Below are 21,601 nucleotides of genomic sequence, written 5' to 3'. Positions count from 1 at the left end.
ATCGCGAAAAATCGAACGGCGGGCCGCGGCCCGCCGTTTTTTTTGCGCACTGCGTTGCGGTTTCTTTCTCTGCGGCGCTCGGGTAGCGTGCGATGCATCTCACTTCGCAGAACCCGACCCCGATGACCGCAACGCCGGCAGGACGCATGAGCGTCGCCAAGAAATTCGCCCTGGCCGTCGTGCTGGCGGTGTTCGCGCTGTCCTGGATCGACCCGAGCAGCCCGTTCGAGCAGGGCATGCACAGCGTGCTGACCGTGGTCGGCCTGCTGTGGCTGTGGCGCCACGACCGCCGCTGGCCGCTGCGCGACGGCCACTTCCTCGCCATCTGCGGCTTCATGGTGGCGCACTGCATCGCCGCGCGCTGGCTGTATTCCTACGTGCCCTACGACCAGTGGATTCAGTCGCTGACCAGCGGCTGGTCGCTGGATCGCGCGCTCGGCTTCGAGCGCAATCATTTCGACCGGCTGATCCATTTCCTCTACGGCGTCTGCTTCGCCCCGGCCGTGCGCGAGTACCTGCGCCAGCGCTGGCCGGCGCTGTCGCCGCGCCAGGCCTTCGTGCTCGCGATCGCCGCGATCATGTGCACCAGCCTGATCTACGAGTGGATCGAATGGGCGATCGCCCTGACCATGTCGCCGGAAGCCGCCGAGTCCTACAACGGCCAGCAAGGCGACGTCTGGGACGCCCACACCGACATGTTTCTTGCGACACTGGGCGCGCTCGCCGCCTGGCCGCGCGCGCGGCGCTGAAGCCGCCGGCCGGCCGGCGATCGCGCTATTCGATCGGGATCCGACCAAGACCAAGAGAAGCCATGTCCGAATTCGAGTCCAGGTTCGATCCGGCAACCAGCGCCGACAGCTCCGCCGCCGCGACCGATGCGGCGGATGCCTCGCAACTGCGTACGCTCAGCATCTTGTATTACGTCCTGGCCGGGCTCAACGCCTTCATGCTGCTGTCGTTCGTCGGCGTCTTCGCCATCATCGTGGCCCTGGCGCCGGCTGGCCCAGCGACTTCGGAGACCTCGTCGGGCGACTCGACGATGGCGAGCGGCATCGCGTTCGGCCTCATCCTGGCCAGCTTCGTTTTCAGCCTGGCCTGCGCCGGGTTGCAGTTCATGACGGCGCGGCGTTTGCGCGAACGCCGCAGCCCCCGCTTCTGCCAGATCGTCGCCGGCCTGAGCTGTTTGTCGGTGCCGCTCGGCACCTTGCTCGGTGTGTTCACCTTCATCGTATTGGCGCGTCCGTCGGTGCAGGCGCAGTTCGCCGCGCGCGATTGATTCGCCCCCGTCGCCGCAAGCCCGGAATGCGGCCGCAACCTCCCACCCAGGAAATCCATCCATGAACCAGGTCCCAGCCGCATCGGCGGTCGAAAACCCGCAGGACGCCTCGCAGCTCAAGACGCTGAGCATCCTGCACTACGTGTTCGCCGCCCTGTATCTGCTGCCGCTGCTGGTGGCCTTCCTGTACGTCTTCATGGGGGCGGCGATCCTCAACGGCGGCATCCAAAGCCAACCCGGCGACGAGGTCGGCGGCTATGTCCTGATCGGCTTCGCGGTGGCGTTGTTCCTGGTGGCCATCATCGGCGGCAGCCTGACCTTCATCGCCGCGCGCCGCCTCGGCCAGCGCCGCAGCCGCACGCTGTGCATGGTCGTCGCCTGCATTTCCTGCCTGTCGGTTCCGCTGGGCACCGCGTTGGGCGTGTTCACCCTGATCGTGTTGAGCCGGCCTTCGGTGAAGGCGCTGTTCGGCGAACGCTGATCGGAAGGTTTCGACATGGGAGCCGCCATGGTGCGATACAGCGACGGACTCGAAGTCAGGATCGGCGACCAGGTCCTGTCCTATGAACTCAATCGCGGCAGGATCGTGGCCCTGATCGACCGAGGCGAGTACTCGGCGCGGTTCCCGCAAGCCGAGTGGGCCTACCTGGAACGCGGCGTGCTCGTCGAAACCGACTTCGGCGGGCTGGTGCACTATCCGAACGGCTTCAAGCACGACGAGTTGTCGTTGATCGCCAGGGCCCCGGACCAGCAATAAGCCGGGCGCATCGTCGGCAGCACGCAACACCATGCAACACATCGACCCGCCCCGGCGGCTCGCGAATTTCATCAGCAGGAGCGAATCGATGGGCGCTTGGGGCATTAGCACGTTCGACAACGACGATGCGGCGGACTGGCTGGCCGATCTGTCGGACCACCAAAGCCTGGCCTTGGTGCGCGAGACCATCGCGGCCGCGCTCGAGGCGGACGATTATCTGGAAGCACCGGAAGCCTCGACCGCGTTGGCCGCCTGCGAACTGATCGCCGCCGCGATCGGCCGCCCCTCGGCCACCGCGCGCAAGCAGGAAACGCTGACCCACTGGATCGCGCACCGCAAGCCTTCGCCGGATGCCGCGCTCATCGCCGATGCGCTGCGCGCCATCGACCGCGTACTGGGCCCGGAGTCGGAGCTGCGCGAGCTATGGGAAGAGACCGACGATTACGCCGCCTGGCAGGCGGACGTCGTCCAATTGCGTTCGCGGCTGTCGCACTGAGGCATCGCCGTCGGTGGCGGCTCTCACCGGCCTCCGCCTTCCAACCCCGCCCTCGCCCGTCGAGCCACGCACCGATCCAAACGCGGGCTATGGCGGCCTGACCCGCCATAGCCCGCTGCGTCCAGCCCGTTGGCTCCCCCGTCGGACCGATCGCTCCCGCCTGCGCCGCGCGTTGCGCGCAGCGCCAGCGACCGCGCCGGACCGTCCATGGCCGACGCGGGGCGGGCGGCATGTCCTTATGCCTCATCACCGGCCCGACCGGATCGCTGCCTGCGTTCCCGCCCGTGAGACTCGCCTGGAGTCGCGGGACGTGCACGCGCGATCACGGCGGGCCGCGAAGTTCATCGTCGAACCTATTCGGCTGTCGCTGTCCGTCTCGGCCGTACGCCGACCGATGGATCGGCCGCGTCGGCATGCGAACGGGGACTGAGCGGTACCCGATGCGCATGCCGACGCGCCCTGTCGACGCGATCGCGGTGCGTCCTTCCAGTGGACGAGCCCGGCGTTGACCAGGCCGACACCGCGCCGGCGACGTCTCTATTTACTGTCGGCGCGCGTCGATTTGCGAGGAACGTTCAGGGACCGAATCGGGACGCGGCGGGAACGTTTCGCGATCGGGGGCGATGCCGAACATGCAGATCGCCAATGAGGTCACAGTGCAATCGTGTCGTCCGACAAGTTCGCGCCGATTCGTTCCCGCTTTGGTCCCCGAATTGCTTGGACTCGGCTTCGGCGCGCTTCGTAGGCTGGGCCTCCATCGAGCTTCGCCTACAGGGGGCGGACATGCGTACGACACTCAAGGGAATCATTCTCGCGGCCGCGTTGCTCAGCACCAGCGCCATCGCCCACGACACCGACGGCGCCTGCGCACAGGAAGGCGCACGCATGACCGTGGTCGGCTCGTTCAATTTCAGCTCGCAAGACCTGCTGGAATTCCAACAGCGCGAACTCGGCGGCGGCATCCGGCTGCCGCCGGGCGGCATGTGTACGCCGAGCAGTTGCGGCATCGTCGACGACCATTGGGCGGTCGCGACCCGCCGTGCCTTCCAGTACTGCGAGCAGATCGCACCGGGCAGCATCGCCCAGGTAACCTCCCCGGCCACCTACAACGACACCTTGCTGCACCACTCCGCTTACAGCTTCGGCCCGAACACGCCGAACCTGCAGGGCCTGTGCGTGCGTTGCCAGGTGCTCAGTGGCACGCCGATCAAGCTGACGAAGGCGGCTAACGCGCTGCGGCCGTAAGCAGCGAAGCCGCCCCTCTGTAAACGGCGAAACCCATCGGTCGTAAGCGGCGAAACCCACCCGCCGTCATTCCCGCGAAGGCGGGAATCCAGAGACTTCAGAGGGATGCCCCGATAAAGCCCTGGATCCCCGCCTTCGCGGGGATGACGGATGGCGCAGTCGTGCGAACCGGGACTCCACGCGAACTGAAGTCTGCGGCCCGGCCAGGGCGCACAGCGCCCTGGCGTTCACGGATGCGCGAGCCGGTGGCTCGCAAGCGGATCCCTTCACCCCCGCTTTCGCTGCGAAGACGGATTGAATTGTCGCGGGCTAGCGATGCCAGGCAGGCAGAACCCAACCTGCAGGCAGTCGCTCACACCAGCGCGTGGCGTCGCGTATACGTCAGCACGGTATCGACGTGCTTCTGCAGTTCGCTGCGCACCGACTCTTCCAGCGGACACTCGGCCAGCACGTAATAGCCCGAACGCAGCACGTCGCGCCAGCGCGGCTGGCGCGGCAGCTTGGACAGGCTCAGGTAACGCTCCATCGCCCGCGCCCGCAGCCGGCCGTCGTCGACGGTGACGCGCCAGATCCGGCTTTTCTCGGCCAGTTCCAGCCGGCCGTGACCGGTGCTGCGTTCCCAGGCTTCGACCACCGCCAGCATCAACTCGACCAGGGCGCGGCGGAACGACGAGCGCATGGCCTCGTTGGCGGTAGCGTCCAGGGCCGAGGCGGCTTCGACGTCGGCCAGCGCTTCGACCGCGCCGGTGTCGATACCGACCGGCTCCAGGCCGACGCGCTCAACCTGTCCGACACCGAGCGCGTCCAGTCCGAGCACGATCAAACCCTCGCCCTGCCCGGTTTCGCTGAGCTGCGCGCGCAAGGCGCCGCCGCTGAGGCCGAAGTCGAGGCGCTGCGAGGCCGAGGACTCATCGAGCCGCTCCATCGCCTGGGCGAAGCGCGACGCATCCGACTCGCCGAGCAATTCGCCGAAGGCACGTCCGGGCAGACTGTCGCCGGCCTGTCCGAGCAATTGCCCGGCACTGCGGTTGGCGGCGAGCACCTGGCCGCCGGCGTCGAGGACCAGCACCGCATCGTCGCGGCTGTCGAGCGCGGCCTGCAAACGCGTGCGGTCGACGCCGAGCTCGGCCGCGGCGCGACGGTAGTACTCCACTTCCTCGGCCAGGCGTGCCTGCCGAGCCGCTTCGGCGAGCCGGGCGCGCTGTTGCCGGCGCAGGAAGAACACGATCAGGCCGAGCAAGGCCGCCACTGCCGACACCGCGGTCAGCCACAAGGCCAGCGTGCGTTGCCGCAGGCTGAGTGCGCGCACTTCGTTCTCGGCGGCGAGCGCGGCGATGGTGCGGTCGCGTTCGGCGGTTTCGAAGCGGATCTGCATCCACTTCATCTCGCGGTCGTAGCGCGCCTCGCGCAAAGTGCGCGCGGCGACCTCGGACTCGCGCAAGGTCGTCAGCGCGCGCGGCCATTCGCCCAAGGCTTCGTAAGCATCGGCCAATTCGGCCAACAGCGCCGGCCGGTCGCTGTCCTGCGCCGGCAGGCTCGACAAGGCATCGCTCAGGCGCAGTTGCGCCGCACGCGCCTGCCCGGACAAACGCGCGGCGCGTGCGGCCTGCAATTGCAGCGGCGCGGGCGGCCGCACACCATCTTCGGCGGCGAGGGCGAGACCGCGATCGGTCCAATCGCGCGCCTTGGCCAGATCGCCGCGCAGGATCGCGGCGCGGCCGAGTTCGGCATGCACACGCAGTTGGTAGGTGCGTTCGCCGGCTTTGACGAACGCGGCCAAGGCTTGTTCCAGCAGACCTTCGGCGCGTTGCGTATCGCCCGAATCCAGGGCCAGCACGCCCATGCTCTGCAGCACGTGAGCGGCTTCGATCGGATTGCCGACGCGGCGGAACTCGGCCAATGCCTGATCGTAGTGCCGCGCGGCATTATCGGTCGCGCCGAGGTCGCGATAGATATCGGCGATGTTGTTGAGCACCGGGCCCAAGGCCGGCTCGCGGGCGCCGCGCTGAATTTCCAGACTCGACAGGAATGCCTGCAAGGCGCCGCGATAGTCGCCGAGCCGTCGCAGCGAGGCGCCGATGTTGTTCCAGCTCTTGGATTGCGCCGGGCGGTCTTGCTGGCGCTTGGCGATCTGCAAGGCCTGATGGAATTTGCCCAGGGCTTCGACCGTACAGTCCTGGCGGTAATCGAGCACGCCGCGACGGCGCACGAGTTCGTAGTCGACCTGCCAACCGGCGTCGGCGCCGGCCACGGCCTGCGCGCAATCGAGCGCACCGGCCGCCGCGGAAAAATCGCCGCCGCGCGAACGCTGGTCGCCGGCCTCGTACAGTGCTGCGAGCGCATGCGCGCGATCGCCGCCGGGCGTCAGGCCATAGCGCCGCGAGCACTCGTCCGCGTCGGGCAGCGCCACGCTCGGCTGCAGCGGTCGACACGCCGCGTTCGCATTGGCCTGCGCTGCCGCCGCCGGCATGTTCAACAGGAAACTGGTCAGTACCGCAAAAGCCCAACACCTCGAACTGTCCTTGCCCACGCCCCGCTCCCGGCTGCCGCTATCGGCAGCTTTGCCGATCCGGCGCTGAAGCGGAAGCGATGGCGTTGGAGAAAGTCCCCATCGATCGCGCTCATTTAGCGCATTCGGTCACAGTGATCGTGGACTTCATCGACACTCGCACTTTCGCAGCAGTGCTCGTTCACCCCTGTCCAGGCCCTCTCGGTCTTGCGGTCCTCCCCTCGCTTCAAGCGCGGGGGAGCGGGAGTGGCCGCTTCCAGAGCAGGAGCGGCGGCCTACGGGATTTCTTTCGGTCACGAGGCGCGACCGCGCCGCCGCCGGTCGCCGCGCCCCTGCCAGGCGTTGGCACATTCCGCAGCGCCCGCCCCCGCCAACCGCCACATCGCGCACCCGGCGAATCGCTTAAAATGCCGGCCTGTCTCGACCCGATGGCCTGTAATGTCCCAGCCGCTTCCCCGGATCGCCGTCCTCGCATCGGGCCGCGGCAGCAATCTGCAGGCCGTGCTCGACGCCATCGCCGCCGGCCGGCTCGCCGCCGAAGTGGTCGGGGTGTTCTCCGACAAGCCTGGCGCGGCCGCGCTGGAGCGCGTGCCCGAGGGTTTGCGCTGGTCGGCCCCGGCCAAGGCTTACCCGAGCCGCGAGGCCTTCGACGCCGATCTCGCCGACGCCGTCGCCGCCTGCCGGCCCGACTGGATCCTGTGCGCGGGTTATCTGCGCATCCTCGGCACGGCCTTCGTCGAGCGTTTCCGCGGCCGCACGATCAATATCCACCCCTCGCTGTTGCCGAAGTTCCGCGGCCTGCATACCCATGCACGCGCCCTCGCCGAGGGCGAGCGCGAACACGGCGCGAGCGTGCACTTCGTCATTCCCGAACTCGACGCCGGCGCGGTCATCGCCCAGGCGGTCGTCGCGATCGAAGCCGGCGACACGCCGGAAGCCCTGGCGCAGCGCGTGCTCGGGGTCGAACACCCGTTGTTGCTCGCGGTAATGAGACTGGCCGTCAGTGGCCGCCTGGCTGAACACGGCGCAACCGTCACCCTCGACGGTCATCCGCTATTTACGCCGCTGCGTTTAGATTTCGCCGGCGATCTGACCCACCCGGCCACCGGCCTCGCGGCCTGAACTCCGCGCCCGGGTACGGGTCGAAGGCGTTTCGCACACGCCGTCCACGCGCTGCACTCGAGCCCTTCCAGGATCTTCGCGTCGCCCATGAAGTCCCACCTGCCCCTGCTCTTGGCCGTGCTGATCGGCACGGCCCTCCCCGGCAGCGCCTTCGCGCTGGAACCGTTCGTGGCCAATTACCAGGTCTTCAACAGCGGCAAGGCGCTCGGCGACGCGACCATGCAGGTCAAGCCCGAGGGCGGCCACTGGCGCATCGACCTGAACATCCATGCCGAACGCGGCATGATGGGCCTGGCCGGCGCCGCCGCCCAGCAAAGCACTTTGTTCGAAACCGCCGGCGAAGGCTACCGCCCGCTCAGCCAGACCATGGTGCGCAAGGTGCTGTTCTCCAAGCGCACGATCACCGGCGTCTACGACTGGAACAAGCGCAGCGCGCAGTGGAGCGGCGACGTCAAAGAACACCGCCGCAAGCCGATTCCGCTGGCCGACGGCGACATGAGCGGCCTGCTGATCAATCTCGCCGTGGTCCGAGACGCCCAACCCGGCAAGACCCTGAATTACCGCTTCGTGGATTCCGGCCGTGCCCGCCCCCATCAATACCTGGTGGCCCAGGAGCTGGAAGGCGTCAAGGTCGACGACATGAGCTTCAACGCGATGCGCGTCAACCGCGTGCAGAGCGGCAACGAGGAAACCTCGATCTGGGTGGTCGACGGCGTTCCCACCCCGGTGCGCATCCTGCAACGCGAAAATGGCCAGGACACCTACGATCTGCGTCTGGTCGAATACAAAGGAGTCAACGAACAATGACGACCCAAACGAATAGTCGAATCCCCAAGATTCGTTTTGCTTTACTCGCGGCCGCGCTGACCCTCGCCAGCGCTCCGGCGTTCGCGGTCAAGCCGTTCAGCGCCGACTATTCGGCCAGCTACATGGGCATGCAGGGCAACGGCCGCATGACCGTCGCCGCCGCCGGTGCGAACCGCTGGAAGTACAGCCTGGCGGTGACCAGCCCGCTGGCCAACCTGCAGCAGTCGACCGTGTTCGAGGAAAAGGCCGGCCAGTTGCGCCCGATCAGCGGCAGCGACAGCAGCAAGGTGCTGACCAAGAACAAGAACAAGAACGCGACCTACGACTGGGCGCGCGGCGTCGCCACCTGGACCGGCGACGTCAAGCCCGACCGCGCCGGCCCGATCAAGCTGGAGACCGGCGATCTGGACGCGTTGTTGATCAACCTGGCGTTGGTGCGCGATGCGCCCGCCGGCAAGCCGATGAGCTACCGCATGGTCGAAGACGGCCGCGTCAAGCAACTGACCTACACCGTCGAAGGCAAGGAAGCGATCACCGTCGGCGGCAAATCGCAGCAGGCGACCAAGCTGGTCAGCAAGAACGGCGACAAGGAAACCATCGCCTGGGTCGTCCCCGGCATGCCGGTGCCCGCGCGCATCCTGCAGCGCGACAAGGGCGCCGACGCGATCGACCTGCGCGTGCAGTCGGTGCGCTGAGGCGCCGCGCGGCAGCGCTGGCGCCGCGCCGGCACGAAAAAGCCCCGCTTCGGCGGGGCTTTTTCGTTGTCGTGGCGATTCGGGCGGGATGACATCGAGACCCTCGGCATTCCTGCAGCAGAGGGATTCCGCCTTTGCCGAGCGGCCTGAGGATTTGCCCTGCTTTGCGACGGCATTTTCGCCGAACGAAGAGCGAATCCCCCGCGCCAGTCACTGACGAATCGACTTCGTGCGACGCAAGGCGCAGCCCCCTTGTGCAAAGGGGGCGAACTATCGTGGCTGCATCGAGAGAGTTTCGGGAGCACAGGCGCTTCAGGGCGCTTCGTCGCAGCGAAGAACCGCCGAACCCCGCGCGCGGTTACTCCCCCTTTGAAAAAGGGGGGCTAGGGGGGATTTGCTTTGGGTTCTGCGGCGACATGCATTCGCCAACCCCAAAGCCGCCTCCGCATCCGATGCATGCGAGTCCACTTCATCACGATGCGAAGCGCCGCCCCTCTTCTCAAAGGGGCGACTCTCGAGGGCACTGGCTATCGCAAGTGCAATACGCTCGTCGTCAAACCCGGCGGATCTTCGCGCCCAGCTTGGACAGCTTGGCTTCGATGTTTTCGTAGCCGCGGTCGAGGTGGTAGATGCGGTCGATCGTGGTTTCGCCCTGCGCCACCAGGCCGGCCAGGATCAGCGACGCGGACGCGCGCAGGTCGGTCGCCATCACCGGCGCTCCGCTGAGCTTGGGCACGCCGCGGATCACCGCGGTGTGGCCGTCGACGCGGATGTCGGCGCCCAGGCGCAGCAGTTCGTTGACGTGCATGAAGCGGTTTTCGAAGATCGTCTCGTTGATCACGCCCACGCCTTCGGCGACGCAGTTGAGCGCCATGAATTGCGCCTGCATGTCGGTCGGGAACGCCGGGTACGGCGCGGTCACCATGTCGATGGCGCGGGCGCGGCGGCCGCCCATGTCGAGGGTGATGCGGTCGCCGTCGACTTCGATCTGGGCGCCGGCATCGCGCAATTTGTCGAGCACCGAGTCGAGCGTGTCGGCACGGCTGTGGGTGACGGTGACGCGGCCGCCGGTCATCGCCGCGGCCACGAGGAAGGTGCCGGTTTCGATGCGGTCGGGCAACACGTCGTGGCTGCCGCCGTGCAATTTTTCCACGCCATGAACGACGATCCGGCCGCTACCGGCGTTCTCGACACGCGCGCCCAGGGCGTTGAGGCAGTCGGCCAGGTCGACGATCTCGGGCTCCATCGCGGCGTTTTCGAGCACGCTGGTGCCCTCGGCCAGCACCGCAGCCATCAGCACGTTCTCGGTGCCGGTGACGGTGACCACGTCGAAGACGAAACGCGCGCCCTTCAGACGGCCCTTGCGCTGCGCCTTGATGTAGCCGTTCTCGACGGTGATCTCGGCGCCGAGCGCCTGCAGACCCTTGATGTGCTGGTCGACCGGGCGCGAACCGATCGCGCAACCGCCCGGCAGCGAGACTTCGGCTTCGCCGTACTTGGCCAGCAGCGGGCCGAGCACCAGCACCGAGGCGCGCATGGTCTTGACCAGCTCGTACGGCGCGACATGGCTGTTGACCGTGGTCGGGTCGACGGTGATCGTCGCGCCTTCGCTGCGCACGCCGGCACCGAGCTCGCCGAGCAGCTTGGCGGTGGTCAGCACGTCGTGCAGTTGCGGCACGTTGCGGATCGTCACCGGCGCGTCGGCCAGCAAGGTCGCGCACAGGATCGGCAACACGGCGTTCTTGGCGCCGGAAATCTGGACTTCGCCATTGAGCGGCTGCCCGCCTTCGACCACGATTTTTTGCATTTAGGGAGCCGGGTATAGGAAATGAAGAATCAGCAATGGTAAGAGCAGACGGCCGGGGACGGGTGAGGTCTCGGTGAAGTGCCGCCTTGGGCAGGTGGCAGGGTCGGCGCGGGCCCGCTGGCGAGCGCTCGCCGCGCCGCCGCTTCAGCGATTGCCGGCCTCTTCGGGGGTGAGGGTCTTCAGCGCCAGGGCGTGGATCTCGCCGCCCATGCGCTCGCCCAGGGTCGAATAGACCAGGCGGTGGCGCGCCAGCGGCAGCTTGCCGCGGAACGCCTCGGCGATCACGGTGGCCTCGAAGTGGACGCCGTCGTCGCCGCTCACTTGCGCTTGCGCGCCGGGCAGGCCTTGTTCGATCAGGGAGCGGATGGTTTCGGCGTTCACTACTCGAGCCTCTGGGTGATGCGGCCGTGCGGGCCAAGGGATGAAGCGGCAACGCGGACGACGCAGACGCGCTGCGTGCGCCGGAAGCCGGCTGAATGCGGGGTGGCCGCCGCCCGAGACGGATCCTTGCCTGGCAGGATCTGCCGCGCGGGACGGCGCTGGGCGGACGAACCGCTTAGAATTGACGGATTAGCCTAGCGGAAAGCCCTCCGGTCCGAAATGGCGACCTTCGAAACGGCCACTCTATGACCAGCACCGCACGCCCCGCCCTCGATCCCGCCTTCCTGCAATCGCCCGCGGCCCAGGCCGGCCTGGCCCAGAGCGGCCGCCGCGTGTTCGAGATCGAGGCCCAGGCGCTGGCGGCGGTCGCGGCCCGGATCGACGGCGATTTCACCGCCGCCTGCAAGCTGGTCCTGGCCGCGCGCGGCCGGGTCGTCTGCACCGGCATGGGCAAGTCCGGCCATATCGCCCGCAAGATCGCCGCGACCCTGGCCTCGACCGGCACCCCGGCTTTCTACGTCCACCCGGGCGAAGCCGGCCACGGCGACCTGGGCATGATCACCGACGCCGACGTGGTCCTGGCCCTGTCCTACTCGGGCGAAAGCGACGAAGTGCTGATGCTGCTGCCGGTGCTCAAGCGCCAGGGCAACCGCCTGATCGCGATGACCGGCCGGCCGCAGTCCACCCTGGCGCGCGAAGCCGACGTGCACCTCGACGTCAGCGTGCCGGCCGAGGCCTGCCCGCTCGATCTGGCGCCGACCTCCAGCACCACCGCCTCGCTGGCGATGGGCGACGCGCTCGCGGTCGCTCTGCTCGAGGCGCGCGGCTTCACCGCCGACGACTTCGCCCGCTCGCACCCGGCCGGCGCGCTCGGCCGGCGCCTGCTGCTGCACATCACCGACATCATGCATGCCGGCGAGGAAGTGCCGCGGGTTCACGCCGATGCCAGCATCAGCGAGGCTCTGGTCGAGATGAGCCACAAGCGCCTGGGCATGACCGCCATCGTCGACGACGCCGGCTGCCTGATCGGTCTGTACACCGACGGCGACTTGCGCCGCACCCTCGACGACGCCGGCGTGGACCTGCGTTCGACCCGCATCGCCGAGGTCATGACGCGCTCGCCCAAGACCATCGGCGCCGACGCGCTCGCGGTCGAGGCGGCGCAGCTCATGGAAACCCACAAGATCAGCGGCCTGCTGGTCGTGGACACTGAACGCCGCGTGGTCGGCGCTCTCAATATTCACGACTTGTTGCGTGCGAGAGTGGTTTAACGGCCGGGAATGGAGAATCGAGAATAGGGAATCGCAAAGCGGTTCCTCGCGATTCCCACCCCATTCGGTGCAGACGATTCCCTATTCCCCATTCTCGATTCCCGATCCCGTGCCCTACAGCCACCTCAACGATTACCCCGCTGAAATCCGCGAACGCGCCGCCCGCATCCGGCTGGCCTGCTTCGACGTCGACGGCACGCTGACCGACGGCCGGCTGACCTACGACAGCGAGGGGCGCGAGCTCAAGAGCTTCCACGTCCAGGACGGCCAGGGTCTGTCGCTGCTTGGCAAGTTCGGCATCGCCGTGCATTTCGTCACCGCCCGCGGCGGCGTCATCGCCGCCCAGCGCGCGGCCGAGCTCGGCGCCACCGCCCACGGCGACGTCGCCGACAAGCTCGCCTGCGTGCAGCAGATCGCCGCCGGCCTGGGGCTGTCGCTGGACCAGGTCGCTTTCATGGGCGACGACCTTGCCGACCTCAAGATCCTGCCCCACGTCGGCCTGTCGGTCGCCCCGGGCAATGCTCACCCCTGGGTCCGCGAGCGCGTGCACTGGCGCACCGTGGCGCGCGGCGGCGAAGGCGCGGCGCGCGAACTGTGCGATCTGCTGCTCGGCGCGCAAGGCCATGCCGAGCGCGTGCTGACCGGTGCGCTCGGATGAGCTGGCGCGGCATGCTGACCCTGATCCTGATGGCCGCCGCGGCATTGAGCGGCTGGGCGCTGTGGTCGCAACGCGACAAGAACGGCGGCGACGGCCGCGCCGAAGCGCGCCCGGACTACGTGCTCAACCAGTTCGAGGCGGTCGTGCTCAACAAGGAGGGCAAGGAATCGTTCACCTTGCGCGCCCCCAAGCTGACCCGCGACCCGAACGAAAAAACCCTGGACGTCACCACCCCGCTGTTCCTGATTCCGCCGAAGGCCGGCGGCAGCGGCGGGCCGTGGGAAGTGCGCTCGCAGCGCGGCTGGGTCAGCGCCGAGGGCGACGAAGTACGCCTGCGCGGTCAGGTCAAGGCCGACAGCACCAATGCCGACGGCAAGCCGATCAATATCTCGACCGAGGAACTGAACGTGTTCCCCGACACGAACAAGGCCACGTCGGCCGTTCCGGTCAGGTTGATTCAGCCCGGCACTATAATGACGGGCTCGGGACTGCAGGCCGATCTCGAAACCAAGAACGTCACCATCCCCAACGTCAAGGTCCGCTATGAAGCGAAAGCCCGCTAACTGGCCGGCGCTGTGCCTGGTCGCCCTTCTGCTGGCGCCGGCGGCCGCGCTCGCGCGCTCTTCGGACCGCAACCAGCCCATGGATGCCGGCGCCGACAGCAGCAATTGCTCGGTCAGCACCGATTCGGGCCCTTGCGTGCTCACCGGCAACGTCAAGATCACCCAAGGCACCTTGATCATCAATGCCGCCAAGGCCGACATCAAGCGCGCCGGCGGCGACATCAGCTTCGTCACCCTGACCGGCTCGCAGGCGACGCTGAAGCAGGAACTCGACGACGGCGCTCCGTTCAACGGCCGCGCCAACAAGATCGAGTACGACATGCCGAAGGACACCATCGTCCTGACCGGCAACGCCTACGTCGACAAGAACGGCGACACCATCAAGAGCGAACGCATCGTCTACAACTCCAAGACCGGCCAGGTCGAGAGCGGTGGCACCGGCGGCCGCGTCAACATTCGCATGCTGCCCAAGAGCAAGACCGCCGCGCCGGCCAAGGGAGGCGGCTGATGCTGGTCGCACAAGGCCTGCGCAAGGCCTACCGTTCGCGCGAGGTCGTGCGCGACTTCGGCCTGACCCTCGATGCGGGCGAAGTGGTGGGCCTGCTCGGCCCCAACGGCGCCGGCAAGACCACCTGCTTCTACATGATCGTCGGCCTGGTCCCAGCCGATGCCGGCCAGATCGTCCTCGACGGCAAGGACATCACCTCCGAGCCGATGTACGCCCGCGCCAAGTACGGCGTCGGCTACCTGCCTCAGGAACCCTCGGTGTTCCGCAAGCTCAGCGTCGCCGACAACCTGCGCCTGGTGCTGGAACTGCGCGACGACCTCGACCGCGCCGGCATCGAGCGCGAGCTGGCCAGCCTGATGGACGAACTGCAGGTGACCCATGTCGCCGAGCAGCTCGGCGCCAGCCTGTCCGGCGGCGAGCGCCGCCGGGTCGAGATCGCCCGTGCCCTGGCCGCCCGCCCGCGCCTGATGCTGCTGGACGAACCCTTCGCCGGCGTCGACCCCATTTCGGTCGGCGAGATCCAGCGAATCGTGCGCCATCTCAAGAATCGCGGCATCGGAGTGTTGATCACGGACCATAACGTCCGTGAAACCTTGGGCATTTGCGACCGGGCGTATATCCTGAACGACGGTGGCGTGCTCGCGCAGGGGGCTCCGGACGCGCTGCTGGCCAATCCCGATGTCCGCCGTGTCTATCTGGGTGAGCAGTTCCGTCTGTAACCTAGCGGTTGCCGGGCGCGGACGGCGCCCACGACGCGCGGCCCGGGCCGACAGCCATCTCAGGTCGCGTTAGCAATCGATGATGAAGCCCCGCCTCCAAGCCTCGCTCGGACAACAGTTGGTGATGACGCCGCAATTGCGGCAGGCGATTCGCCTGCTGCAGCTGTCGGCTGTCGAACTGGAAGCCGAACTGGCCACCGCGATCGAGAGCAATCCGCTGCTCGACTGGACCGACCCGTCCGCGGTCAACGAAGACGAACCGCGCCCGCCGCCGAGCACCGAGGAAGGCGCCGAAGCGCCGACCGCCGAACCCGAATGGACCATGGACGACGGCGAGACCTGGTACGAGCGGGTCGGGCCCTCCGATCACGGCGATGAAGACTCGCCCGCGGCCGAACAGGTCGCCGAGGCCGAGACCCTGCACGACCATCTGCTGTGGCAACTGCACCTCAGCCCGCTGTCGCAGCGCGACCGCAGCATCGGCGTGGCCCTGATCGAGGCGATCGACGACGACGGCTACCTGCGCGAAAGCCTGGCCGCGATCGTCGAATCGCTGGCGATGGGCGTCAGCGAGGAAGAAGTCGCGACCGTGCTGCACCAGGTGCAGCGCTTCGACCCGGTCGGCTCCGGCGCGCGCTCGCTCAGCGAGTGCCTGAGCCTGCAGCTCAACACCTTGTCCGACGACACCCCTGGCAAGGCCCTGGCCCTGGTGATCGCCGGCGAACCGCTGGAACGCCTGCCGCGGATCGGCGCGGCCGGCCTGGCCAGCGAACTCAAGCGCGACATCGCCGAGGTCGAGATCGCGGTGCAGTTGCTGCGCTCGCTCGACCCTCGTCCCGGCGCGCAGATGGGCGCGATCTCCACCGACACCTATGTCACCCCCGACGTGGTGATCTGGCGCCAGAACGGCCTGTGGCGCGTGGCCCTGTCGGAAGCGATGCGTCCGCGCATCTCGATCCATCGCGGCTACGAAAGCATGATCCGCCACGCCAACGCCTCCGACGCCAGCTATCTGCGCGGCCATCTGCAGGAAGCGCGCTGGCTGCTCAAGAGCCTGGAAGCGCGCGGCGACACCTTGCTCAAGGTCGCGCGCTGCCTGCTCAAGCAACAGGCCGGTTTCCTCGAATTCGGCGACAGCGCGCTGCGCCCGCTGACCCTGCGCGAGGTCGCCACCGAAGTCGGCCTGCACGAATCCACGGTCTCGCGCGCAATCGCCCGCAAGTACGCGCGCACCCCGCGCGGGACCATGCCGCTGCGCGCTTTCTTCGCCTCCGGCATCGACACCGGCTCCGGCGGCGAGGCCTCCAGCACCGCGATCCAGGCCATGATCCGGCGCCTGATCGAGGCCGAGAACCCGCGCAAACCCCTGTCCGACGCGCGCCTGGCCGAAACCCTCAAGGCCACCGGCGTGCCGGTCGCGCGCCGCACCGTGGCCAAGTACCGCGAGGCGATGAGCATTCCCTCGTCGCAAGAGCGCGTGCGCATGGCCTGAGGCCGCCAAATCCCGCAAAGCCGCGGGATTTCGGCCTCAATTCCCCATAGAATCAGTGCCTTAGCAGTGGCCTACGACCATTGTTGCGGTCTTGCCACTTGCACCCAGAGCTGAGCGTGAGATGCTGGAATCCCTGGCCCCGGCCAGGGCGTCAATCAGGCCCCGGAGCCGTCGACGACCGACGGTCCGGAGCCCAGTCTGCATTCTCCCGCGACGTGAAGGAGGTCTCCGATGCGTATCGAAACCCACGGCCAGCAACTGGAAGTCACTGCAGCCCTGCGTGACTATGTGGAAACCAAGCTGGCCCGTCTGCAACGCCATTTCGACCAACCCTTCGACGTGCGTACCCAGCTCAGTCTCGACAAGCCCGACCATCGCGCCGAGGCCACCGTTCTCATCGCCGGCCGTACCCTGCACTGCGATGCCGCCGCCATCGACATGTACGCCGCCATCGATCTGCTCGCCGACAAGCTCGACCGCCTGCTGATGAAGCACAAGAGCAAGCAAGTCGACCATCACCGTGGCGAAAGCCTCGCACGCAATGGCGAATTCGTAGGCTGAACCCGGTCCCCGGGACCCGGTCATCGATCCAGACACGCTGTCATGCCGCTTTATGAATTACTGAGTGCGGAACGGGTCGCGATCGTGGTCGAACCCGGCGATCGCAATACCGTGCTCGATGTCGCCGCACGCATGCTCTGCGACGGCAATGCCTCCACTGCGTTCGCCCTGCGCGCAAGCCTGGGCGAACGCGAACGCCTCGCCAGCACCGCCATCGACCACGGCGTCGCCATTCCGCACGCGCGCACGCCCTTGTTCGAAAACAGCCGCGGCGCCTTTCTCAGATTGGCCCAGCCGATCGATTTCGGCGCCATCGACGGGCGCCCGGTCGACCTGGTCCTGGCCATGGCCATTCCCGAGCACCACGTCCAGCAACATCTGCAGTTGCTGGCGGAACTGGCCGAACGCTTCGCCGATAACGGCTTTCTCGAGCGATTGCGCACGGCACCGAACGTCGCCGAGCTGAGCTATCGCCTGCTGGATCACTGCCGCCGCAGCGCGGCCTGAGCCGTGCCGTTCTGAGCCGTGGCGATTCGAGGCGTACGGATCTGAGACGCACTGATCCCAGCCCAGTTCGTTCCCCGAGCCGCTGAGCCGGTCTATCGGCTCGCCCGCCCCATCTGCTTCACACCGCGCCGAGGACGCGAGCGGGTCCGCGCCGATGCGGACACTGCCATCGCTTTGCTCGTAAACTTCCGCCCATGAGCAAGAGCATCCGTGCAGGCGAACTGTTCGAACAGCAGCGCGAGCGCCTCGCCCTGCGCTGGGTGGCCGGCCAACGCGGCGACGGCCGCCTGGTCGAAGCGGTCAATACGGTCGCGCGGCGCCCGTCGCTGGCCGGCTATCTCAATGCGATCTATCCGAACAAGGTGCAGATCCTCGGCACCGAAGAGCTGACCTGGCTCGACGGCCTGGACTCGCGCCTGCGCTGGGAAACGATCGAGAAGATCATCCAGTTCCGGCCCCTGGCCCTGGTCATCAGCAAGGACCAGCCCTGCCCCGAAGACCTGCGCATCGCCGCCGAGGAAACCGACACCCCGTTGTGGGTCTCGCCGCGCCGCGGCCACGAGTTGCTCAATCACCTGCAATACCATCTGGCGCGCGCGCTGGCGCCGCAGATCACCCTGCATGGGGTGTTCATGGAGATCTATTCGATCGGTGTGCTGATCACCGGCGAATCGGGATCGGGCAAGAGCGAACTGGCGCTGGAACTGGTGACGCGCGGCCACCGCCTGGTCGCCGACGACGCGCCGGAATTCACCCAGATCGCGCCCGACGTGCTCGACGGCACCTGCCCCGACATGCTCCAGGACCTGCTCGAAGTGCGCGGCCTGGGTGTGCTCAACATCCGCCAGATGTTCGGCGACACCGCGGTCAAGAACAACAAATACCTGCGCCTGATCGTGCACCTGACCAAGCCGATGAGCGAACCGCTGCCGGCCGGCATGGAGCGCCTGACCGGCGACACCGGCATCCGCCGCGTACTCGATCTCGACGTGCCGATGATCACCCTGCCGGTCATGCCCGGTCGCAACCTCGCCGTGCTGACCGAAGCGGCGACGCGGCTGCACAGCCTGCGCATGAAAGGCCTCGACCCGGCCGCGGCCTTCATCGCCCGGCACAGCAACTTCCTGGAGCGCGGCGAATCGTGAGCAACTCCCCCTTCGACACTGCCTCGGCCGCCGAGAGCAACGCTTTCACCTTGGTCATCGTCAGCGGCATGTCCGGCTCGGGCAAGTCGGTGGCGCTGAACACCTTCGAAGACCTGGGTTTCTACTGCGTCGACAACCTGCCGGCGGAACTGCTGCCGCAGTTCGTTCAGAACGTGATCAAGGCCGAGGAAGGCATGCCGACCAAGCTCGCGGTCGGCATCGACGTGCGCAATCGCCACAGCGACCTGGCCAATATTCCCGAATGGCTGTCGGCCGTCGGCGCGCTCGGCGCCGACCCCAGGCTGGTGTTCTTCGAATCCAGCGACGGCGTGCTGCTCAAGCGTTACGCCGATACCCGCCGCCGTCATCCGCTGAGCCAGTTCGGCCTGGCCCTGGCCGATGCGATCTCGCTCGAGCGCCAGGTGCTCAAGCCGCTGCGCCAGATCGCCGATGCGATCGTCGACACCAGCGAGCTCAACGTTCATCAGTTGCGCCGCCACGTCATCACCGAATTCGCGATGGGCGGCGACGCCGGCATGTCGCTGTTGTTCGAGTCCTTCGCCTATCGTCGAGGCGTGCCGGCCGACGCCGACTTCGTCTTCGATGCGCGCGGCCTGCCGAACCCGCACTGGAACCCGGCGCTGCGGCCCTTGTCGGGCCGCGACGGCGGCGTGCGCGATTATCTGGAAGCGCAGGCCGACGTGAACCTCTACGTCGAGCAGATCAGCCAGTTCCTCGACACCTGGCTGCCGCGCCTGCAAGCCGACAGCACGCGCAGCTACGCGACCATCGCCTTCGGCTGCACCGGCGGGCGCCATCGCTCGGTGTATCTGGCCGAACGCATGGCCGAACACGCCCGCACCCGCGGCTGGAACGAAGTCGCCGTGCACCATCGCGAGCTCGACTGAGCCGCGCGCCGCCGCTCATTCAAACCCCGAACGCAGCCCCTCTTCTCGAGCGCGTTAACGCAGCCCTCCTCCCCCCTTTGCAAAGGGAGGGGCTAGGGGGATTTGCTCTTAAGCGCCGTCAAGCCGCGCGTGCAGAGCAAATCCCGCGCGCCAGTCGCTTTCCACAGGCTTCGTACTGCGCAGGGCGCCGTCCCCTTTTGCAAAGGGGGCGAACTGACGCATGCGCCTTGCAGAGGGCAGGCGAACGCAGTTCCCCCCTTTGCGGCGATATGAACGCGCTCTGAGCCTCGCGACCGGCTGAGCGTCCTTACAAAATTTTCCCATTGCCGTGTCGCGACGCTTGCAAGCCTCGCCTTAGTTTCGGGGTGTGCCGGGAGCTGAGCGCTCCGGTGCGTCTGAATCCCCACGGAGCCACCACATGAAAGCCATGATCCGCCGCCTCGCGCCGATGCTGCTTGCGGTCGGCGTGCTCACCTTGCCACCGGCCGCAATGGCGCAAACGCAGTCCGCACCGCCGGGCGATGCGATGCAGCGCACCGAGCCGCCGGTCAACGATCAACGCGGCCAGGCGCCGATACCGCCACCGGCCGACACCACCGTACCGGCGAGCTTCGCCGAGCTCGATCGCAACGGCGACAGCAAGATCAGCCGCGACGAAGCCGCGCTCGATGCGCGCCTCGCCGCGAACTTCGCCACGCACGATCACGACGGCGACGGCGCCTTGTCGCTGGCCGAATACCAGGCCGGCGATGGCCAGCGCGGCGGCGACAAATGACGCCGCCGCGTCCGCTGCCGATCGCGCCCTCTCCTGACCGCCAAGGATCACCCGCCAAGGATCATCATGAATATCTTTACCACTCGCGCTCACCCGCGTGCCCTGGCCGCGGCCTTGAGCGCCGTGTTCGCCGCCGGCCTGCTCGGCGGTTGCAACAAGCCCGAGCCGGCGCCGATGGAATCGAGCGGGCCGGCCCCGGCCACGACCGATCCGGGGCCAACGCCGCCCGCGAACGACCCGGCACCGGCAACCGCCATGCCGCCGGGAGACCTCCCGCCGGCGAACCTGCCGCCGCCGATCGACACCCCCAGCGACACCCCGCCGGTGCAGAACCCGCAACCGACGCCGACCGACCCGACCGGACCGCCACCGCCGTCCGAGGACCGCGCACCGTCGATGCGGTGACGCGGCACCATCCGCAGCGCAGCGGGCCGTCACAGCACGGCCCGCCTCCGCCGTGATCCCGATCGGCCGCGGCGCCCATCGATCACGCTTCCATCGCGCCCCGGGCACCCCGCTCGCGGCACCGCTCGCCCCGCATTCGCCGCGGCGGACTCGAAGAATCAAACAGTTGCCCGCCGCGTTCCGGCCCTCGACCCGGAGCGCCCGTCGCCGTGCCTGCGGACCGCCGCATTCGGCGCTTCCGGCTTGTCACTCCGCTCTGTTAAGTTGGAGGCATGTCCGTCGGCGTCCTTCTCATCACCCATTCCGGTATCGGCAGCGCACTCGTCGCGGTCGCCAACCGCCTGCTCAACCCCTTGCCGCTGCGCACCGAAGCGCTGGAGGTCCCGTTCGACGCCGACCCCGACGCTCTGCTGCCGCTCGCGAGCGCGGCGCTGCGCCGCGTCGACGACGGCGACGGCGTGCTGGTGTTGACCGATCTCTACGGCGCCTCGCCTAGCAACCTCGCCGCGCGCGTGTCGCGGCTGGGCACGCCGGTGCGGCGCGTGTCGGCCTTGAACCTGCCGATGCTGCTGCGGGTGATGAACTACTCGGAGCTGGAACTGGACCAACTGCCGGCGATCGCCGCCGCCGGCGCCCGCAACGGTGTAATCCTGGATGACGCCTGACCGCATGACGCGACTCGCAACGACGCGTAAGACCATTGCCTGAGGACCCCGACATGATCGAACGCGACCTGACTGTTTCCAACCGACTCGGCCTGCACGCCCGCGCCACCGCCAAACTGGTGCAGGTGCTGTCGGCCTTCCGCAGCAACGCCACGCTTACCGCCAAGGGCCGCGAGGTCAACGCCAAGAGCATCATGGGCGTGATGCTGCTCGCCGCCGGACAAGGCACCCACGTCAAACTGCGCGTCGAGGGCGAGGACGAAACCAATGCCGCCGACGCGGTGATCGCCCTGTTCGACCGTCGTTTCGACGAAGACAGCTGAGCCGGA

At 67.8% G+C, this 21,601-nt stretch carries 26 protein-coding genes; 23 read left to right on the top strand and 3 right to left on the bottom strand.

The window, feature by feature from the left end:
• The first annotated feature begins 146 nt into the window (after positions 1–146).
• The 6 genes from LC490_RS08645 (at position 147) to LC490_RS08620 (ending at position 3,774) form a co-directional block, all read left to right on the top strand.
• Entirely contained in the window at positions 147–749 is a 603-nt protein-coding gene (locus LC490_RS08645) for a DUF2238 domain-containing protein (RefSeq protein ID WP_223619974.1), read from the top strand.
• A gap of 62 nt (positions 750–811) precedes the next feature.
• Positions 812–1,276 carry a hypothetical protein gene (locus LC490_RS08640; RefSeq protein WP_223619905.1) on the top strand — a complete coding sequence of 155 codons (465 nt, stop codon included), beginning with the start codon at positions 812–814 and terminating at the stop codon, positions 1,274–1,276.
• Between the two features lie 61 nt (positions 1,277–1,337).
• Entirely contained in the window at positions 1,338–1,757 is a 420-nt protein-coding gene (locus tag LC490_RS08635; RefSeq protein WP_031370923.1) for a hypothetical protein, read from the top strand.
• Between the two features lie 27 nt (positions 1,758–1,784).
• Positions 1,785–2,033: a hypothetical protein gene (locus LC490_RS08630; protein ID WP_223619904.1), complete on the top strand. Its 249-nt coding sequence runs from the start codon at positions 1,785–1,787 to the stop codon at positions 2,031–2,033.
• 88 nt (positions 2,034–2,121) lie between these two features.
• Complete coding sequence (locus LC490_RS08625) at positions 2,122–2,529, top strand: DUF4259 domain-containing protein (RefSeq protein ID WP_223619903.1); 408 nt, start codon at positions 2,122–2,124, stop codon at positions 2,527–2,529.
• A 783-nt stretch (positions 2,530–3,312) separates the two neighbouring features.
• The gene (locus LC490_RS08620; RefSeq protein WP_223619902.1) at positions 3,313–3,774 is read left to right on the top strand and encodes a hypothetical protein; all 462 of its coding nucleotides are present in this window, start codon (positions 3,313–3,315) and stop codon (positions 3,772–3,774) included.
• A gap of 352 nt (positions 3,775–4,126) precedes the next feature.
• On the opposite strand, the gene LC490_RS08615 is transcribed toward LC490_RS08620, so the two are convergent.
• A complete protein-coding gene (locus tag LC490_RS08615) occupies positions 4,127–6,304 on the bottom strand; it encodes a tetratricopeptide repeat protein (protein ID WP_223619901.1) in 2,178 nt (725 codons plus the stop codon).
• A gap of 417 nt (positions 6,305–6,721) precedes the next feature.
• Between LC490_RS08615 and purN the strand changes: the two genes are divergently transcribed.
• The 3 genes from purN (at position 6,722) to LC490_RS08600 (ending at position 8,907) form a co-directional block, all read left to right on the top strand.
• Positions 6,722–7,405: a phosphoribosylglycinamide formyltransferase gene (gene purN, locus LC490_RS08610; protein WP_223619900.1), complete on the top strand. Its 684-nt coding sequence runs from the start codon at positions 6,722–6,724 to the stop codon at positions 7,403–7,405.
• A gap of 87 nt (positions 7,406–7,492) precedes the next feature.
• Positions 7,493–8,212: a DUF3108 domain-containing protein gene (locus LC490_RS08605; protein WP_223619899.1), complete on the top strand. Its 720-nt coding sequence runs from the start codon at positions 7,493–7,495 to the stop codon at positions 8,210–8,212.
• The gene (locus tag LC490_RS08600) at positions 8,209–8,907 is read left to right on the top strand and encodes a DUF3108 domain-containing protein (RefSeq protein WP_051884533.1); all 699 of its coding nucleotides are present in this window, start codon (positions 8,209–8,211) and stop codon (positions 8,905–8,907) included. Before LC490_RS08605 ends, LC490_RS08600 begins: the two co-directional genes overlap by 4 nt.
• Positions 8,908–9,460: 553 nt before the next feature.
• Here LC490_RS08600 and murA read toward each other — a convergent pair.
• Complete coding sequence (gene murA, locus LC490_RS08595) at positions 9,461–10,714, bottom strand: UDP-N-acetylglucosamine 1-carboxyvinyltransferase (RefSeq protein WP_031370931.1); 1,254 nt, start codon at positions 10,712–10,714, stop codon at positions 9,461–9,463.
• A 144-nt stretch (positions 10,715–10,858) separates the two neighbouring features.
• Positions 10,859–11,095, bottom strand: a complete 237-nt coding sequence (locus LC490_RS08590) for a BolA/IbaG family iron-sulfur metabolism protein (protein ID WP_031370932.1) — start codon at positions 11,093–11,095, stop codon at positions 10,859–10,861.
• A 245-nt stretch (positions 11,096–11,340) separates the two neighbouring features.
• On the opposite strand from LC490_RS08590, the gene LC490_RS08585 reads away from it, so the two are divergent.
• From LC490_RS08585 to LC490_RS08520, 14 genes are all read left to right on the top strand, one after another.
• Entirely contained in the window at positions 11,341–12,366 is a 1,026-nt protein-coding gene (locus LC490_RS08585; protein ID WP_051884534.1) for a KpsF/GutQ family sugar-phosphate isomerase, read from the top strand.
• Positions 12,367–12,475: 109 nt separating this feature from the next.
• Entirely contained in the window at positions 12,476–13,024 is a 549-nt protein-coding gene (locus tag LC490_RS08580; protein WP_031370934.1) for an HAD hydrolase family protein, read from the top strand.
• Complete coding sequence (gene lptC, locus LC490_RS08575) at positions 13,021–13,587, top strand: LPS export ABC transporter periplasmic protein LptC (RefSeq protein ID WP_223619898.1); 567 nt, start codon at positions 13,021–13,023, stop codon at positions 13,585–13,587. Before LC490_RS08580 ends, lptC begins: the two co-directional genes overlap by 4 nt.
• Entirely contained in the window at positions 13,568–14,095 is a 528-nt protein-coding gene (lptA, locus tag LC490_RS08570) for a lipopolysaccharide transport periplasmic protein LptA (protein ID WP_031370936.1), read from the top strand. Before lptC ends, lptA begins: the two co-directional genes overlap by 20 nt.
• Positions 14,095–14,814 carry an LPS export ABC transporter ATP-binding protein gene (gene lptB, locus LC490_RS08565; RefSeq protein WP_031370937.1) on the top strand — a complete coding sequence of 240 codons (720 nt, stop codon included), beginning with the start codon at positions 14,095–14,097 and terminating at the stop codon, positions 14,812–14,814. Before lptA ends, lptB begins: the two co-directional genes overlap by 1 nt.
• Positions 14,815–14,896: 82 nt before the next feature.
• Positions 14,897–16,306 (top strand): RNA polymerase factor sigma-54, encoded by a 1,410-nt coding sequence (locus LC490_RS08560; RefSeq protein WP_223619897.1) that lies wholly within the window; start codon positions 14,897–14,899, stop codon positions 16,304–16,306.
• Positions 16,307–16,537: 231 nt separating this feature from the next.
• On the top strand, positions 16,538–16,867 hold the full coding sequence (gene raiA / locus LC490_RS08555) for a ribosome-associated translation inhibitor RaiA (protein WP_031370939.1): 330 nt from the start codon (positions 16,538–16,540) through the stop codon (positions 16,865–16,867).
• Positions 16,868–16,909: 42 nt separating this feature from the next.
• Positions 16,910–17,374, top strand: a complete 465-nt coding sequence (locus LC490_RS08550; protein WP_223619896.1) for a PTS sugar transporter subunit IIA — start codon at positions 16,910–16,912, stop codon at positions 17,372–17,374.
• 194 nt (positions 17,375–17,568) lie between these two features.
• A complete protein-coding gene (gene hprK, locus LC490_RS08545) occupies positions 17,569–18,519 on the top strand; it encodes an HPr(Ser) kinase/phosphatase (protein WP_031370941.1) in 951 nt (316 codons plus the stop codon).
• Positions 18,516–19,427: an RNase adapter RapZ gene (gene rapZ / locus LC490_RS08540; protein ID WP_223619895.1), complete on the top strand. Its 912-nt coding sequence runs from the start codon at positions 18,516–18,518 to the stop codon at positions 19,425–19,427. The genes hprK and rapZ overlap by 4 nt, the downstream gene beginning before the upstream one ends.
• Positions 19,428–19,845: 418 nt before the next feature.
• Positions 19,846–20,202: a hypothetical protein gene (locus LC490_RS08535; RefSeq protein WP_223619894.1), complete on the top strand. Its 357-nt coding sequence runs from the start codon at positions 19,846–19,848 to the stop codon at positions 20,200–20,202.
• 66 nt (positions 20,203–20,268) lie between these two features.
• Complete coding sequence (locus tag LC490_RS08530) at positions 20,269–20,607, top strand: hypothetical protein (RefSeq protein WP_223619893.1); 339 nt, start codon at positions 20,269–20,271, stop codon at positions 20,605–20,607.
• 272 nt (positions 20,608–20,879) lie between these two features.
• Entirely contained in the window at positions 20,880–21,272 is a 393-nt protein-coding gene (locus LC490_RS08525) for a PTS sugar transporter subunit IIA (protein WP_031370945.1), read from the top strand.
• A 53-nt stretch (positions 21,273–21,325) separates the two neighbouring features.
• Positions 21,326–21,595 carry an HPr family phosphocarrier protein gene (locus LC490_RS08520; RefSeq protein WP_031370946.1) on the top strand — a complete coding sequence of 90 codons (270 nt, stop codon included), beginning with the start codon at positions 21,326–21,328 and terminating at the stop codon, positions 21,593–21,595.
• Positions 21,596–21,601 lie beyond the last annotated feature (6 nt).

This window comes from Lysobacter sp. ESA13C (assembly GCF_019970005.1).
GTDB lineage: Bacteria > Pseudomonadota > Gammaproteobacteria > Xanthomonadales > Xanthomonadaceae > Lysobacter > Lysobacter antibioticus_B.
This window is presented reverse-complemented; position numbering and strand designations above follow the sequence as displayed.